This is a genomic window from Vibrio frigidus, assembly GCF_042465995.1.
Classification (GTDB): Bacteria; Pseudomonadota; Gammaproteobacteria; order Enterobacterales; family Vibrionaceae; genus Vibrio.
The window spans coordinates 106,439-121,195 of record NZ_JBCDMC010000004.1 but is presented as its reverse complement, the minus strand read 5'-3'; the positions used below and the strand labels follow the sequence as shown (position 1 = coordinate 121,195).

The 14,757-nt window shown below is 41.2% G+C and carries 14 protein-coding genes; 7 read left to right on the top strand and 7 right to left on the bottom strand.

Annotated elements, in window-relative coordinates:
- The first annotated feature begins 51 nt into the window (after positions 1–51).
- Positions 52–420, top strand: coding sequence for a DoxX family protein (locus tag AACW90_RS08180; RefSeq protein WP_390233066.1), 369 nt, complete (start codon positions 52–54; stop codon positions 418–420).
- Between the two features lie 179 nt (positions 421–599).
- Positions 600–1,052 (top strand): AraC family transcriptional regulator, encoded by a 453-nt coding sequence (locus tag AACW90_RS08175; protein ID WP_390233064.1) that lies wholly within the window; start codon positions 600–602, stop codon positions 1,050–1,052.
- 137 nt (positions 1,053–1,189) lie between these two features.
- On the opposite strand, the gene AACW90_RS08170 is transcribed toward AACW90_RS08175, so the two are convergent.
- Entirely contained in the window at positions 1,190–1,825 is a 636-nt protein-coding gene (locus AACW90_RS08170) for an alternative oxidase (RefSeq protein ID WP_390233062.1), read from the bottom strand.
- Positions 1,826–2,133: 308 nt separating this feature from the next.
- Between AACW90_RS08170 and ohr the strand changes: the two genes are divergently transcribed.
- Positions 2,134–2,556, top strand: a complete 423-nt coding sequence (ohr, locus tag AACW90_RS08165) for an organic hydroperoxide reductase Ohr (protein ID WP_390233061.1) — start codon at positions 2,134–2,136, stop codon at positions 2,554–2,556.
- 38 nt (positions 2,557–2,594) lie between these two features.
- Positions 2,595–2,984, top strand: coding sequence for a DoxX family protein (locus AACW90_RS08160; protein ID WP_390233059.1), 390 nt, complete (start codon positions 2,595–2,597; stop codon positions 2,982–2,984).
- A 388-nt stretch (positions 2,985–3,372) separates the two neighbouring features.
- Here the strand turns inward: AACW90_RS08160 and AACW90_RS08155 are convergent, their stop codons facing one another.
- Together AACW90_RS08155 and AACW90_RS08150 are read right to left on the bottom strand one after the other, a co-directional pair.
- A complete protein-coding gene (locus AACW90_RS08155) occupies positions 3,373–3,612 on the bottom strand; it encodes a hypothetical protein (protein ID WP_390233058.1) in 240 nt (79 codons plus the stop codon).
- Between the two features lie 133 nt (positions 3,613–3,745).
- Complete coding sequence (locus AACW90_RS08150) at positions 3,746–4,414, bottom strand: hypothetical protein (RefSeq protein WP_390233056.1); 669 nt, start codon at positions 4,412–4,414, stop codon at positions 3,746–3,748.
- Positions 4,415–4,640: 226 nt separating this feature from the next.
- On the opposite strand from AACW90_RS08150, the gene AACW90_RS08145 reads away from it, so the two are divergent.
- On the top strand, positions 4,641–5,831 hold the full coding sequence (locus AACW90_RS08145) for a helix-turn-helix domain-containing protein (protein WP_390233054.1): 1,191 nt from the start codon (positions 4,641–4,643) through the stop codon (positions 5,829–5,831).
- Positions 5,832–6,154: 323 nt separating this feature from the next.
- Here the strand turns inward: AACW90_RS08145 and AACW90_RS08140 are convergent, their stop codons facing one another.
- The 3 genes from AACW90_RS08140 to fadR form a co-directional block, all read right to left on the bottom strand.
- A complete protein-coding gene (locus tag AACW90_RS08140) occupies positions 6,155–6,304 on the bottom strand; it encodes a hypothetical protein (RefSeq protein ID WP_390233052.1) in 150 nt (49 codons plus the stop codon).
- A 285-nt stretch (positions 6,305–6,589) separates the two neighbouring features.
- Complete coding sequence (locus AACW90_RS08135) at positions 6,590–9,925, bottom strand: autotransporter outer membrane beta-barrel domain-containing protein (RefSeq protein ID WP_390233050.1); 3,336 nt, start codon at positions 9,923–9,925, stop codon at positions 6,590–6,592.
- Between the two features lie 322 nt (positions 9,926–10,247).
- On the bottom strand, positions 10,248–11,087 hold the full coding sequence (gene fadR / locus AACW90_RS08130; protein ID WP_195704996.1) for a fatty acid metabolism transcriptional regulator FadR: 840 nt from the start codon (positions 11,085–11,087) through the stop codon (positions 10,248–10,250).
- Positions 11,088–11,679: 592 nt separating this feature from the next.
- Here fadR and nhaB point away from each other — a divergent pair.
- Both nhaB and dsbB read left to right on the top strand, forming a co-directional pair.
- Complete coding sequence (nhaB, locus tag AACW90_RS08125) at positions 11,680–13,269, top strand: Na(+)/H(+) antiporter NhaB (protein WP_390233048.1); 1,590 nt, start codon at positions 11,680–11,682, stop codon at positions 13,267–13,269.
- A gap of 44 nt (positions 13,270–13,313) precedes the next feature.
- Positions 13,314–13,859 (top strand): disulfide bond formation protein DsbB, encoded by a 546-nt coding sequence (gene dsbB / locus AACW90_RS08120; RefSeq protein WP_390233046.1) that lies wholly within the window; start codon positions 13,314–13,316, stop codon positions 13,857–13,859.
- Between the two features lie 194 nt (positions 13,860–14,053).
- On the opposite strand, the gene AACW90_RS08115 is transcribed toward dsbB, so the two are convergent.
- The gene (locus tag AACW90_RS08115; RefSeq protein WP_390233542.1) at positions 14,054–14,650 is read right to left on the bottom strand and encodes an SEC-C metal-binding domain-containing protein; all 597 of its coding nucleotides are present in this window, start codon (positions 14,648–14,650) and stop codon (positions 14,054–14,056) included.
- Positions 14,651–14,757: the final 107 nt, after the last annotated feature.

Below are 14,757 nucleotides of genomic sequence, written 5' to 3'. Positions count from 1 at the left end.
CGTAATTGGAATGCTTAAATGACCATACTAAATTGATGAGGAGATAAAGTTATGTGGATTATTCAAGCGGTGCTAATTGCATTTTTTCTGTTTGCAAGTTCCATTAAAATATTGGGATGGGTTAAGGTCATATTTGAACCGCAGTTAGCTTTCTTTCATAAGTATGGCCTCAATCGAGCTTCAATGGTTGTTGTTGGGCTAATTGAAGCTACTGGTGCGATAGGAATGCTAGTGGGTATGATTACGGAAGAATTATTACTAAGCGCTATAGGTGCGGGTTTAATTACATTGACTTCTGTCGGAGCAATGTACTTCCATTTCAGATTCGATACTTGGAAAGATGCCATTCCTTCGATGTTAACATTATTGCTTTCTCTGCCGTTGCTTTCACCATTACTAGAAATGATTATCAACCGCTAACATGAGAAAAAGCAGGCCAAGTTCACTCAACAACTACAATAACAATAATACTACAGGGAACTGGTACGGGCTTTATATGCTAAATCGCCAATCCACAAAGAATAATGTGTAAACGAAAAAGCCTAAAAACTAACCTATACTTTTAACCTCGACCGCTGATAAATATAGGAAGTAATTTTATGGAAACTCAACTTTTTAAACCATCAGCACTCGCTTACAAGCGTGTGACTGGCCCCTATGGTGAAAATTATGAATTACCTTGTGAGCAGTTGTACCAATGGTCCGAGGAAAAGGGAGTGGCGGATAGCCAATGGATATTTGTTTACAGAGATGATCCTCAGGTAACATCCCCACAGGATTGCAGAACGGATATATGTTTGTTAGTTCCAGATGACACTGAGATTACCGGTATCGTGAGTAAAGCGCATTTTGATGGAGGGCGGTATGCATTTATTCGGAAAGTTATTAATGATAAATCTGAGTATCCGTTGATGTGGCAGCAATTACTTAGAGAAGCGGGAAAGCAGTTCGAGTGGGATGATGATCGAACTTGTGTCTGTTTTGAGCTTTATCATAGCTATGATATGGAAACGCACATAGCGGATGTGAGTTTTTGTATTGCAGTGAAGTAAGTAGCGCGATTATTGACTGGTGATAAGACAACTATACTGTTCATTCTTAGTAAATGTCGATTTATAAAGTATCCACGATATTAAATATCATTCAAAAGACACTTATTATCGTGGTACTTACTCAATACAGATAACCGTTAGTATTGATGTGCAGGTAAATCTCTTTTTTCATAAGCATCTGCAAATGAATGATTTTTATCACGATGCTTGGCTTCATCCATACGGATCCTCAAAATGACGTCGTATAACGTTGCGTCTGTTGAAAGCTGGTAATAGTCGATAGCAATTTGAGGGGCTGTAATATTTTCGACCTCTCCGTCATCAATTTTACCAAGATACTCCGTATAGCTTTTACAAGCCTCTTCTTCAAAATAACCGACGACTCTGTGAGCAATTTTTGAGGACAATAGGTAAATTACAGTGTAAACCAATATAAATACACCTTGGCCAATAAGAACCAGAGCTCTTTCAATCCAGCTCGGTTTAGCAACATCCAAAAATATCATTAAATGCATTCTTTCATTTTCTGCTTCATCTAATAATTCTCGGATCCAACCTTCATCGTCTTTCATGCGCCTTAAAGCTTTCATATGGTTGAACATACCAGCGACCATGCCGGGAACAGCAGCGATGGTTTCTAAAATGACAGCACGCTTGGCATACTTGCTTCCGTAGAAAATGTTGAGCGTAAACTTCAGTATCTGAGTGATTTTATAGGCCACTTTCTCAGAAATTTTGGTGGCTGGTTTATGACTTAATTCAAAATGTGACATAGGAAACACCTCTTATTCTCAATAACAACTTCAAGATACAGTTTTTTTGGAAAAAAACTCAATTATTTTTTAATTTATCAAATTTATTTGTAAGTAAGTATGTTTCAAAGGCAGTGTAAAGACGCGTTGAATTACGCCTTTTTGTATTGGTGTCATTAGAAGGATTCACCTTGTTAAAAATATATTGCACACAATGTACTTGTGTTTTCCCTTTTGTTTGAATTATACTTGCGGAAAATAAATTGCACGCAATTTAATTGCTAGCTATTAATATATTTATTACCGTATTCAATCTGAAGGACATCATCATGACAACTCTATATACAACGAAAGCAACAGCATCAGCAGGACGTAATGGTCAAGTAACTACAGATGACAACATGCTTGATCTCGCATTGAGCTACCCAAAAGAAATGGGTGGAACGGGCGAAGCAACTAACCCAGAACAACTATTTGCCGCGGGCTACTCTGCATGTTTCTCAAATGCGATCATTCACGTAGCTCGTGAAATGAAAATCAAATTAGCTCAAGCACCTGTTACGGCTGAAGTTGGTATAGGTCCAAACCAAACAGGCGGTTTTGCATTAACAGTTGCGCTGGCTGTAACGTTAGAGTTAGAAGAAGAACAAGCACAGCAATTAGTCAAAACAGCACACCAAGTTTGTCCTTACTCAAATGCAGTTAAAGGTAATATTGATGTAAAAATCACTGTGAATGACAAAGCATTATAATTAGTTCGTTTTTATCACTGTAATTAGGAACAAATAACGTGAATACTCTATTGTTGACCGCTGGCCGCGTACTTTTAGCATTGTACTTTTTGGTTCCAGGCATTATGAAATTTGTGTCGTGGGATATGCATATCCAATTGATGGAAAAGCATGATATGCCATTCGTTCCTGTGTTATTGGGGCTTGCTGGTATCTTTCAGATTGGCGCAGCCGCTTTATTAATTGCAAACCGATTTACATGGCTTGTTGCGTTGTTGCTAGCAGGGTTAGTGCTAGTGATTAATGTATCGTTGCATGATTTTTGGAATTATTCAGGCTTAGAAGGGGCGCATGAAATGCAAAACTTCATTAAGAACTTGGGTATACTTGCTGGTCTTTTGGTTCTATCTGGTTGTTCAGCACCTGAGCGCTTCAAGGCAAAGTCGTAGTCACTGGAGCTATCGCTTAAGTTCCTGATATCGATATCTAAAAAAAGCCACGTCTAAAAAACGTGGCTTTACATATTCATCCCATGGCGACAATCTCAAGCGTAACTTCCTACGCTTAAATATCTTAACCTACACCTCTATACTCCATCATTGTGTTTCTATAGCTACGTCTAATAGTGAAGATATCTACTTTAAGTGGCTTCAAGAAATAAATGAATCGCTTGGTGATCACAGTTTGCAGATGATCTCATCAACACACTTCTGGACAAATGCGAGTCAGTTATATTACTAAGTTAGAATGTAACGGATTAGGTGAAATATGGGAAGGCAAAACTTACAGCAAGCACGCCACTTTTTTGCGTCGCCTTGACTGTTTTTGTTATGGGAATTATTTCTGCCCATATAAGAACGCAGCAGCAGCCACACCCATTTCTTTATAGTCATGCCCTACGCCCTCTACCAATTTTAGCTGCCAATGAAAAGGGGTCTTAGCTGATTTTGCCATCTTACGACTATGACTATAAAAATATTTACCACGCTCAAAACGTCCAAAACCTTGCGCATCTGCGCCTGGAGTATGAAGCATGGTACCTAGCTTTTCGATTTTATCATCAAATTCACCAAGCAAAATCACTAGCTTATTAGTAAATGACCTATGGGTTTTTTTTGAGATACCGAAGTCCCCCCCATGCCAAATGGAAATCTAACAGATGCATCCGGTAAAGTATAAAACCCTGAATTAGCTGCTACGATTCAAATAGTTAATCTAAGTTTAAACTCTCTGTGAACTCTGAAGGCTCTAACAACATTATAAGCCCCAGCCAAACGAACCAAATGGTCTGACTTAAACCAAATATTTCTGTCAGTATGTCAGCAGGGTAAATGGTGAAAATTCCAGCAAGTCCGACAAATAAACCTAGGTAGTTTAACTTTTTAGATAGAACATTGTTTTTTAAAGCTGCGATACTTAACAATAGAACCCACAGGCCTCCCACTATCTCGTTTCCACCACCTATCCCTTCCGCTACAGAGTCAACGGCTAACCAGACTGACCTAGCTTGCTCTGGCTCTTTTTCTGAGAGTTCGATAACTGTTTTTAACCCTATATTTGCGATCATTCCACTCGCAATGACAAGACCAACCCATATAAAACCGAATACTGAGGCAGTTTTTGAAAGCGCCGGAGCATAGCCTTTCAAATGCTCATGAAGGGCAAGCACTAACAAAGCTAAAAAAATTCCAAATACTACGTACAGAAAAATATTTAGGATAGTTAAGGTAACTTGATTTTCCTTTAGAAAAGCTAATTGCTGTGCAACACCAACCTCCGTAGGAAAGTCCCAAAAAGCACCAAAGAAGATAAAAGCCGACATGTATAAAATAGCCTCTAATAGTGCGGCAACACCACCCAATTTTTGAAGAACAATCACTGTAGAATTTCCTTGTATATTATGTTGACTTTTACTTTGAAAGCCACCAACATTTTCTTGCCGCGCTGTTGCAACTGTACAAGACTGAGTCTAATTCTCGCAGTTATAGGCGTTTAAGTCGTCCGAGACTATAAGGACGGACACATTTTCGTATTTTAATAGAGCGAGAGTCAGTACAATCATTTCGCTTTATCACAAACGAAAACATAAATGAGAGGAAGTGGTCTTGGAAGATCTTGTTGTGCTTGCAGTTGCAATGATAACACTTGGGCAAATTGGCTTTTGTCTGCCTCAATTCTTATTTCGCGCGTCCCTTATCCGAACCTATTTCCCTCTTGCGATTTTCTTTGTTGCTAGTGGTGTTATCACGCTAGGACCCGTAGTTTTTTTATTAACTCCATCATGGGACACGATTTATATCGCGTCAATATTTCCGGCATGGCTTCTCCTTGGCCCGACGTTTTGGCTTTATGTAGAAGGACTCACATCAGAGATACCTTGGCGCATGCAACCTAGGCACGCTATTCAGTTCGTTCCCTTCATCTTGGGCCTAACTGTCGCGGGATTAATAATTAGTTTACCGCTGGAAATGCGTAAGGCTATATTTAGTGATGGCGCGGATATTGATGCCGGATTTTCACTTGTTGTAGTCGTAAGTATGTTTTTGGCAATGTTACTTTGGGCTGTGCAGTCTGGATACTATGTTATCCGGATAATCATTCGACTCTCTAAATACAGGAAGCAACTGAAGGACTTGTTCGCTAGCAATGAACAGCGAGAACTAGGTTGGTTGAGTTGGCTGTTGTTTATAATCGCAGGCACTTGGTTCTTTGCCTTTACAAGCTTGATGTCAACATTAGCTCAAGACGATTCTTTGTTTGGATATAGGTTTGGTTTTACATTATTACTGATTCTGGTTTGGACATTGGCTTATTGGGGACTACGACAAAAACCTGGTTTTGAAGGGCGATATATAAATGATAAATCTGATGTATCTACACCTGTGAACTCAGATTCAGCCATTGATAGAAAATACGAGCGCTCTGCCCTTAGTACAGAGCAGGCTCAGCGTATTGCAGAGAAAATTAACGCTACTATGGCGCAAGAACAACTACATTTGGATTCAAGCCTAACGTTGCATAAGCTTGCGCGGCATGTTGCTATTTCCCCGAACTATATATCCCAAACATTAAATGAAACCATGGGAACAAACTTTTTCGATTTTGTAAATAAGTGCCGCATTGAAACAGCTAAGCCAAAAATAATCGCTAATGAAGATACCGTGTTAAACATCGCTCTGGAAGTTGGTTTTAATGCGCGTTCCTCTTTTTATAAAGTATTTAAAAAGGAAACAGGCAAAACTCCCACTGAATTTCGCAAGTCGCACCCTACTCAAACAAACGCGAATGTCGAGTAAAGGCCAGTAATGACAGCTCTCTTTGATATCTTCGCTGTTGTTTGTGTATTTGTATTTAGTATGTCCTTTATGGAAAAACTATCTTTATCAAATAGCTGCCCAGCGACCATTTCTAGTCCTTGATTCTTCGTGCGCTCAACTGAAACTCAGGGTCAGCGGGCCGTTTACCGGCACATAGCTGGCACTTATTTAATTTTCATCCCACAATGAGGCAAATTTGACACACAGCTTTTTTTCAATAAACCACGCTAGTCTGATTTATAAGGAACACTAATATGCAGAATCATATAAAAGGAATGTTCTTCAACATTGTCCACGCATTACTACTTATGATCTTCATGGTCACAATCAAGATCCGCTTCCGTTACTCCATCTACTTCACTTCTATGAGACAACCTCTTCTGTTCTTCACCCATTTTATGAGCGGCCCATAACAATCCAATAACAGGCACCATGAAAACTGCTTTTAACATTATCAAATCAAACATCATTTGAGATGCCAATTAAAGTTGCCCTAGAGTTGTCAATCGAGATTTAATTGTGCACCCGCTTTAAGTAGATTCCCTTTTTCAAGGGAATGACGCTATTGTTGGCTTTGGCATAGCGCGCCAACTCGCACATTTCGAAGCAAAAATACCCATCATCACCACACACAACAAAGCCCCTTTCCAAAAAGAAAAGAGGCTTCGTTTTTTTACTTATTAATCACTCCATCCAAAAGAGCCATGGTGGCTTTATCAGATGAAGTGCACTCACTCTTACTTTTTCCTATACTTACACATAATCTTCATTGGGGTGTTGGTATAGGTGGAAGAAGAATGGCCCGCTGTACTCAGAGTAAACTGTCCATATTTGTAATAATAGATCTTATTCCCAGTATCATGCATCAGAACTGGCATTTTAAATCCGGGGGCTCCTTCATCAAACGTTGCTTGTAATACATGCCTTGGCGGCGGATTACTAGTTAATTCAGATAGGCTAACTTGCCATAAATCAATACTCTCATTTTTCGCTCTGTCACAATACGGAGCATTAAACTCTGGACCATAGGCGTCGGTGTACCATAGCTCGGGGGTGTAGTTACCCCTACCCTCCCCAGAATAACCCCCGTCACCAAGCTGGTTAACCGTAATCGTCATGTATTTACCGCCAACATTACCATCAGCATCAGTGGCCCTTAACTGAATATAGTAGGTGTTGTTATTACCATAGTCGACTGGGTTGTCATAGTTTCTTGGCACCATGGTCACCACACCCGTAGAGCTGTTGATGCTCACATGGCTTGCATCACTGCCGCTTACAGACCACGTGACTTTACCAATATTGCCACTGACGGTTGGCGTTTTTGAGGTAAATGCAGTCCCTTCATCAACCGATTCGTTTTGAATATTACCCAAGGTAATGGTTGAACTCTCTTTAACATCCTTAACGGTAATCGTGAACGCTTTGTCTGTGTTATTTCCGTCGTTGTCGGTCGCTCTTAACGTAATGTTATAAACATTATTATTACCATTATCCTCCGGAACTTCATAATTCCTCCCGATCATCGTCACCACACCCGTCGAGCTATTTATAGTCACCTTGCCCGCATCGTTACCTCTTACCGACCATGTAATTGCACCATTCCCACCCGTAGCGGTTGGCTTAGGTGACGTAAACGCCGTATTCTCATTAATGCTTCGGTTGGAAACATTGCCAATAATAATCGTTGCGTTTTCATCGACATTCAGAACCGTAATGTTGGCTGACGTCGACTCGCTATTACCATCAGAATCGCTGGCCGTCACTGTTACCTTATAAGTGTTGCTTCCATCACTAGAAACCGGATTTTCAAAGTCTTTTGCCCCCATTTTCACCACACCGGTTGAACTATTAATAGTCACTTGGTTGGCGTCGCTACCACTTACCGACCAAGTAATCACACTAACGCCCCCCGTCGCCGTTGGGATAGGTGATGTAAAGCTGTTATTTTCATTAACCGTACGATCCGCCACGTTGTCTAGGACAATGGTCGAGACTTCTTTCACATTATTAACGGTGATCGTCATTGCTTTTGACGCACTTTCATTACTTGATGTGGCTGTTGCTGTAACGTTAAAGCTATAGTCATTATCGCCGTTATCATCGTCTGGGTATTCGTAATTACGAGCAATCATCGATACCACACCGGTAGACGTGTTAATGGTCACCAATGCTGCGTCAGTCCCCGTAACACGCCACGTTACCTGTTGGTTAGCAGTAGGTCTAGCCGAGGTAAACGGAACATTTTCATTCACGATGCCATTCACAACATCGGTAATCAACACCGGTTGGTCTGTCACCGGAATCGCTTTAGTTGCGCTAAGGTCATTGGTGTAGTTGATTGTTTTAAAATTGGTTATACCCTCTGACACGCCGGTAACTTGATTAATATTTTCCAAGGTCACATACGCCTGGCCAGAGGTGATAGACCATGTTAACGGTTTTTCGTAAGGGTATTTAAGACCAAATGAAGTCTCGAAAGACGCGGTAAGCGTGTCGGTCACATCAATATAGATGCTGTCATTGTCTATCGACAAACTGAATGGCGTCATGTCAACACAAGACACATAACCAAGCGCATTTTGGACGCTGGTTTCCGTGCTTAACGCAGGAAGGCCCGCGTTACTAAAGGTGACCATGGTGACGTTATTACCGGATGTACTTTGGGTAAAATACGGTTTTCCAATTGGCCATTGCTTTTTGCTGGTACTCCATAAATTATCTGTCTTCTCTTGTTCAACAAATGCTTCCATCTGTTGTTCAGTAGGTAGTAGCCCACCTTTTGATTTACAGATCGCATCAGCAATATCATACGTCATCAACGCCATCTCAAAATCTTTAGGCCCTGTTGCGGTGGTTTCTTTATAGCTGCCTGTATAGGCAAAACCAGAATATTGCGCTTCCACAAAGGAAATAGGCGGTAAAAACATCATGTTATTTACCGTGATAGGCGCGAACATGTTTTTGGCATTTATCTCGACAAGACCGGTGGTATAACCGCCATGGTGGTCGCTAATGGTCACAGAAACGTAGTACACACCCGCAAGCTTCACCTTAAAATCAAACTTTGTTAGGCTAGACGGTTCGGAAGCCGGTGCTGTTAGGCTAATATTAAACCCTCTGTAGTCAATAATTTGAGGCGACTGTCCACTGTCAGGGTCTGAAATATAAGGTGCGACATCAATTGTGCCCGTCAATTCGCTCTGTTCAAGGTTAATGCTAATTGACCCGTTAAATTCAAAATCCGTGAACACGGGGTTTGAATTGGCACCCGGTGTCGAGATACTGATATCAATAACCCCTAAATAGACAGAACCGTCCGTTCCGGTCAAAGAATAAATCAATCGAGTCACGCCCGTATTACCGCCAGAGAACGTGATTGTTTTATCCGTCGTATTGACACTGGCTACGCCAGCGCCGAGTACCGTCACGGCAACATCAATCGTGGCCCCCGTAGGAAAACTGGACCCAAGCTTGTCTTCAATATCGATCACTAGGTCGGCGCTACCTGCCACCATAGAAATAATAGGAAGAGGGCTTGAACTTTTCAACGCAACGTCTTTAGGCTGAACCACAATATAGGCGTGAGCTGATACCTTAGAATTGACCTCTGTATCATCGGAACGGGGCGAATCTGAACCAACCGCATCTGAATGTGTCGATGATAAGCCAGATGATGACGTGACGGCGTTAACCGAGTATTCATAAACACATACGCCACTGGTGCGCGAGCTAACATAAATCTCATCATTGGTGAAACTGACGTCGTTGCAATGGAGGTTATTATTATCCACCAACTTAACATCGTCTAATTGAACGGGTTTGCCGTCTGAACGGAATGCGCGCTGTTCAATAGGAATAAGAACGTCATTATCTTGTATGATATTAACAAAAATATCTTCCGCATAAATCTGGGGGCTTACTGGGGTAACAATAAGATCCCCTTCCGAACCGGAAGAGTCGTCACCACTGTCCGACCCACCATTACAACCGACAGCAAACGACATAAAGCCAATTAAGAATATTGACCCCAACCATTTTGCTCGACTTAACATCAATTTATTTCCCAACACGCATTCACCCATTTAAGATTTATACAATTAGTTTCATTCTAAATAATTAAAATCTTTTCGGTATAGCAGGGAAATAAAATTAAGCAGACTATATGCTAAGCACGCCAAATAAATATAACGGAGAGCAAATACGCACAGTATTTCTCGTTCTTATGTTCCGCGTGGGAATGCAGATATGAGTTAATATACATGAATTTATTTTTGGCGATTGCAGAGGTGACTATCATATTAATAATTATTTTTATGATAAATGCTAATAAAAAACGCCTAGTTAAGTAGACGTTTTTTATTATATGGCGACAAACGAAGCAAGGTTACTTCATTAATGATCGTCTTCCGTAAAATTGGATGGCAAAGATGTTTTCATCTCATTCCAGATCTGGCCACTTTCTAATCCATAGTTACGGATGAGTAAAGGCAGCTCTTCTTTTGCTCCACTTTCGCAGTTTTGCAAAAGTTCACGATAGAATTTTAATGCCAACTCTCTCGATTCTGAGTGTGAAAAATAGAAGTTACCTACTCGGTTATACAATTTCTTCAAACCGTTGAATATAAGCCCATATATTTGATTTCCCGAGTGGAAAGCCAATCGTTGAAAAAGCATATAGTCATAAAAATTAAATGTTTTTGCTATCAATAATGCTTGGCGCAGTTCTGGATTTTTTTCACCATCATCTTTAACCGCTTGTACGATCTTGTCACCATAAGGAGAGGCAGCAATAAACGCTTCCCAACTTTCTGCGGCAAGCAAGCTCTCACATGATTCGATTACGCCTTTAATCGTTTTTTCTGAACTTTCTTTATTTGCTTTAAACGCATAGCGCATAAAAATAGGGCTAATATTAGAACGAGCCGCTAATAAATCTTCTACAATACTGTTGGCATTGTCAGAATCCAGCGTCATCAATGTATCCAAAATATGCAGACTGGATGTCTCCATAAACTGATTCACTTTCGTTGGTTTCCCATGCTGAATGGTCAACCATCCGTCTCTTGCGAGGCGCTGTAAAACTTCACGCAAAGTCGTCCTAGTTACTCCGATGAGTTCTGACAATTCGCGTTCCGCTGGTAAGATCGACCCCGGCGCAAAGCGACCATTCCAAATACTTTCGATTATGTATTTCTCAGCAAAACCTGCTGGACTTTTTGCCCGTATAACCATGTTGTAGTTTGTCCGATTCATTATTGTTAGGTCGAATGACTCATCATACCACTACTTGCACTCTGAGCGAAATCTGGTAGCCGTACCTAGCCAACGACTTTAACTTTACGTTAACACTTAAGCAAATACACATTAACAAGTCGTTGGCTCTAAGTTTTGTTCGAAAACGTTTTCGTTATCACAAAACAAGCAGTTTCTTGTAAAATTATTGTCCGTCAACTTTACAAAGTCGATTTAATATCTCGTTGTAAAATATAGTGATTATATAAAAAATTTCCTCTTTTATACCTGCAATTCAACATATCAATAAAATTGTAAAAATTCGTAACTTACATGCTATGCTGTGCGAGGTTTTGGACTGACGATTTCATCCCCATTGTGGGATAACGTATTAGTTATTATTGCACTATTGTGTAAGGTTATCTAATGAAAGGTCTCCCAGTTCAGGATAGGAAGTGCTTGTAATAGTTAGCGGTTTTTTATTGGTGTGGAAACAACCCCATTCACCCAAAAATACATCGCCGTTAACCGTACATTTATAGTTACCGATACAAGCATAGAAGAATATTTATTAACTTGTAAGAGTATTAACATGCCGATTTCACTCGGGAACGCTTTGATCAAAAACTTCCTTGGCAAAGCGCCAGACTGGTACAAACTAGCCATTATTTCTTTTCTCGTCGTCAATCCAATCGTATTTTTTTATGTCGACCCCTTTGTAGCGGGTTGGATGCTTGTCGTTGAATTCATATTCACACTAGCGATGGCTCTAAAGTGTTACCCTCTCCAGCCGGGTGGTTTGCTTGCTATTGAAGCGGTCGCAATTGGCATGACGTCACCTCAAATGGTGATGCATGAATTGGAAAATAATTTAGAGGTATTGTTGCTACTTATCTTTATGGTTGCAGGTATCTATTTTATGAAACAGTTATTGCTGTTCATATTCACCAAGATACTGTTAGGTATACGCTCAAAAGTACTGCTTTCTATGGCGTTCTGTTTCACCGCCGCTTTCTTGTCCGCATTCTTAGATGCACTAACGGTTATCGCCGTTGTTATTAGTGTCGCGATTGGATTTTACTCTATCTATCACAAGGTTGCTTCAGGTAAAGGAACCCAAACGTCACACGATCATACAACAGATGACCATTTCTCTGAATTGACCCGTGACGATTTAGAAAACTACCGTTCATTCTTACGTTCACTGCTTATGCATGCAGGTGTTGGTACGGCTTTAGGTGGTGTAACTACCATGGTGGGTGAACCACAAAACCTTATCATCGCTGATCAGGCTGGGTGGATGTTTGGTGAATTTATTGTACGGATGCTACCGGTAACCTTACCTGTGTTTATCTGTGGCTTGATCACCTGTGCGCTTGTCGAAAAGTTCAAAGTCTTTGGCTACGGTACGGAATTACCAACCCATGTACGCACTATCCTTAACGACTATGACCAAGCTGAGAAGAAGAAACGTACGAAACAAGACATGGCTAAGCTTTATGTGCAGGGTATCATTGCTGTTTGGCTCATCGTTGGATTGGCACTGCACCTAGCATCCGTTGGTTTGATTGGCTTGTCTGTTATCATTCTAGCCACTGCGTTTACTGGTGTTATTGAAGAGCACTCACTTGGGAAAGCATTCGAAGAGGCATTGCCTTTCACCGCATTACTTGCGGTATTCTTCTCTATCGTGGCGGTTATTATTGACCAGCATTTGTTTGGTCCAATTATCGACGGCGTATTGGCAATGGAAGGAAGTCGACAGCTAAGCATGTTCTATCTTGCAAATGGTGTGCTCTCTATGGTGTCCGATAACGTATTTGTTGGTACTGTATACATAAACGAAGTGAAGACAGCATTAGACAACGCTGTTATTACCCGTGACCAGTTCGACCTATTGGCCGTTGCTATCAATACAGGTACAAACCTACCTTCTGTTGCAACGCCAAACGGGCAAGCGGCATTCTTGTTCTTGCTGACGTCGGCTCTAGCCCCACTCGTACGATTGTCATACGGACGTATGGTCATCATGGCATTCCCTTACACAATCGTACTTGCGATAGTCGGTTTGGTCGGCATTACATTCTTGTTAGAACCAATGACGGCATGGATGTACGATATGGGTTGGCTGACACACCATATCGCCGATGCTATTGGCGCTGCGGCGACAACGGGTCATTAATAATTATTATTGACCATTGAACTTATTCGGTATAAAAAGCTCTGATGATTCAGAGCTTTTGTTATTTAGGATGTTATAAAGTGAACCCTCTTTCTTCTCTCCATGCTTTCTCTCGCACTCGACTTTCTTGGCTGCTACTTTTCTGCTTCGTTGTTTTTTTTAACGCCTGTGCTTACACCTTTCAACACGCTATGAAGCTCGACCCATGTGTTATGTGTATCTACGAACGTGTGGCAATGATTAGCATTGGTGTCGCGGCATTATTGGGCGCTATCGCCCCTCAGGTACTCGTCATTCGTTGGGTGGGCATTTTGGCTTGGGCCTTAACATCATTAAAAGGTTTGATGTTGGCTTTGGAACACGTTAGCTACCAAAACAATATATTCGCTACCTGTTCACCCCTTGTTTTTCCAGAATGGGCTCCGCTTAACCAATGGTTGCCTGCCTTTTTTGAAGCGACAGGTGATTGCAGCGAAATTGTATGGCAATTCTTAACGCTCTCTATGCCGCAATGGTTGGTTATCATCTTTGCCGCGAGTTTGGTTGTTGCAATGGTTGTTGCTATTTCTCAGTTCTTTAAGGTTAAGTAACATCATCGGTACCGTATTTTCGCGAAAACCAACGTCATCCCCATGAAAATGGGGATCTAAACCCACTAAGATTCCCGTTTGCACAAGAATGACGAAGCATTTAGGCACGAACCAAACAGCATCACACTTCTGTAGGGATGACGGAGGCTGTCAGGATGGATGTCGAAGGTTTTGAAGATAACAAGCGTACAGCCTTACTTACAACAACACTGCTTAAATTTTTTGCCACTCCCACATGGGCAAGGATCATTTCGCCCTATTCCTTTGTAAGGATTTACACTCTGTCCTTTTTGACCCACCATCAGTTCATCCGCGGCCAAAGCGACTTCGGTTATCATGATGTCGAGTTGAGGCAATAGATCCTGCAATTTGGGTGGCTGTTCTATGCCTGATGCCTTCATCTGCTGTTGGGTTTGCTCTTCATCTATCGCTAGCATGAACGTCGTTAGCAACGCTTGCAGCATGCGTAGTGTACTGTCTAATATCTCCACCTCTTGGTATTGCGCTTCTACGATTGGCCATACCGCCATAAAACCTTCCGACAAGTCAGCAAGTTGCTCTGCTGTTAATTCCGACAGTGAGTATTCACTTCTGCGTAAGACATTATGTTGAGCATTAATATGGGGGACTAAGAGGTTATCTGATTCTTCTTGCTCTACGCCGACAGCACCGCACCAGTGTTCAGGTTCTAATGGTTTCACGGTCAAATTAGACGCTAAAATAGCACCCTCTAGAAAATAACAAGATTCGCCTTGCCAATCTTTCGGTAGTTCGATGGTTTTCATAACAATTTTTCATGGTTTGTTTTCGTTGCGTAAGAGTATCTGAAAATGACGAAATTAATAAGGTGCAGTCGTGATAAACCCGTATATAGATTATGTAGATGTATGGGTGAATA

What these genes read in the sequence shown, in the direction of transcription:
- AACW90_RS08180 (WP_390233066.1), top strand. Translation starts at nt 52, where the DNA reads ATGTGGATTATTCAAGCGGTGCTAATTGCATTTTTTCTGTTTGCAAGT.
- AACW90_RS08175 (WP_390233064.1), top strand. Translation starts at nt 600, where the DNA reads ATGGAAACTCAACTTTTTAAACCATCAGCACTCGCTTACAAGCGTGTG.
- AACW90_RS08170 (WP_390233062.1), bottom strand. Translation starts at nt 1,825, where the DNA reads ATGTCACATTTTGAATTAAGTCATAAACCAGCCACCAAAATTTCTGAG.
- ohr (WP_390233061.1), top strand. Translation starts at nt 2,134, where the DNA reads ATGACAACTCTATATACAACGAAAGCAACAGCATCAGCAGGACGTAAT.
- AACW90_RS08140 (WP_390233052.1), bottom strand. Translation starts at nt 6,304, where the DNA reads ATGTTAAAAGCAGTTTTCATGGTGCCTGTTATTGGATTGTTATGGGCC.
- fadR (WP_195704996.1), bottom strand. Translation starts at nt 11,087, where the DNA reads ATGGTTATACGGGCAAAAAGTCCAGCAGGTTTTGCTGAGAAATACATA.
- nhaB (WP_390233048.1), top strand. Translation starts at nt 11,680, where the DNA reads ATGCCGATTTCACTCGGGAACGCTTTGATCAAAAACTTCCTTGGCAAA.
- dsbB (WP_390233046.1), top strand. Translation starts at nt 13,314, where the DNA reads ATGATTCAGAGCTTTTGTTATTTAGGATGTTATAAAGTGAACCCTCTT.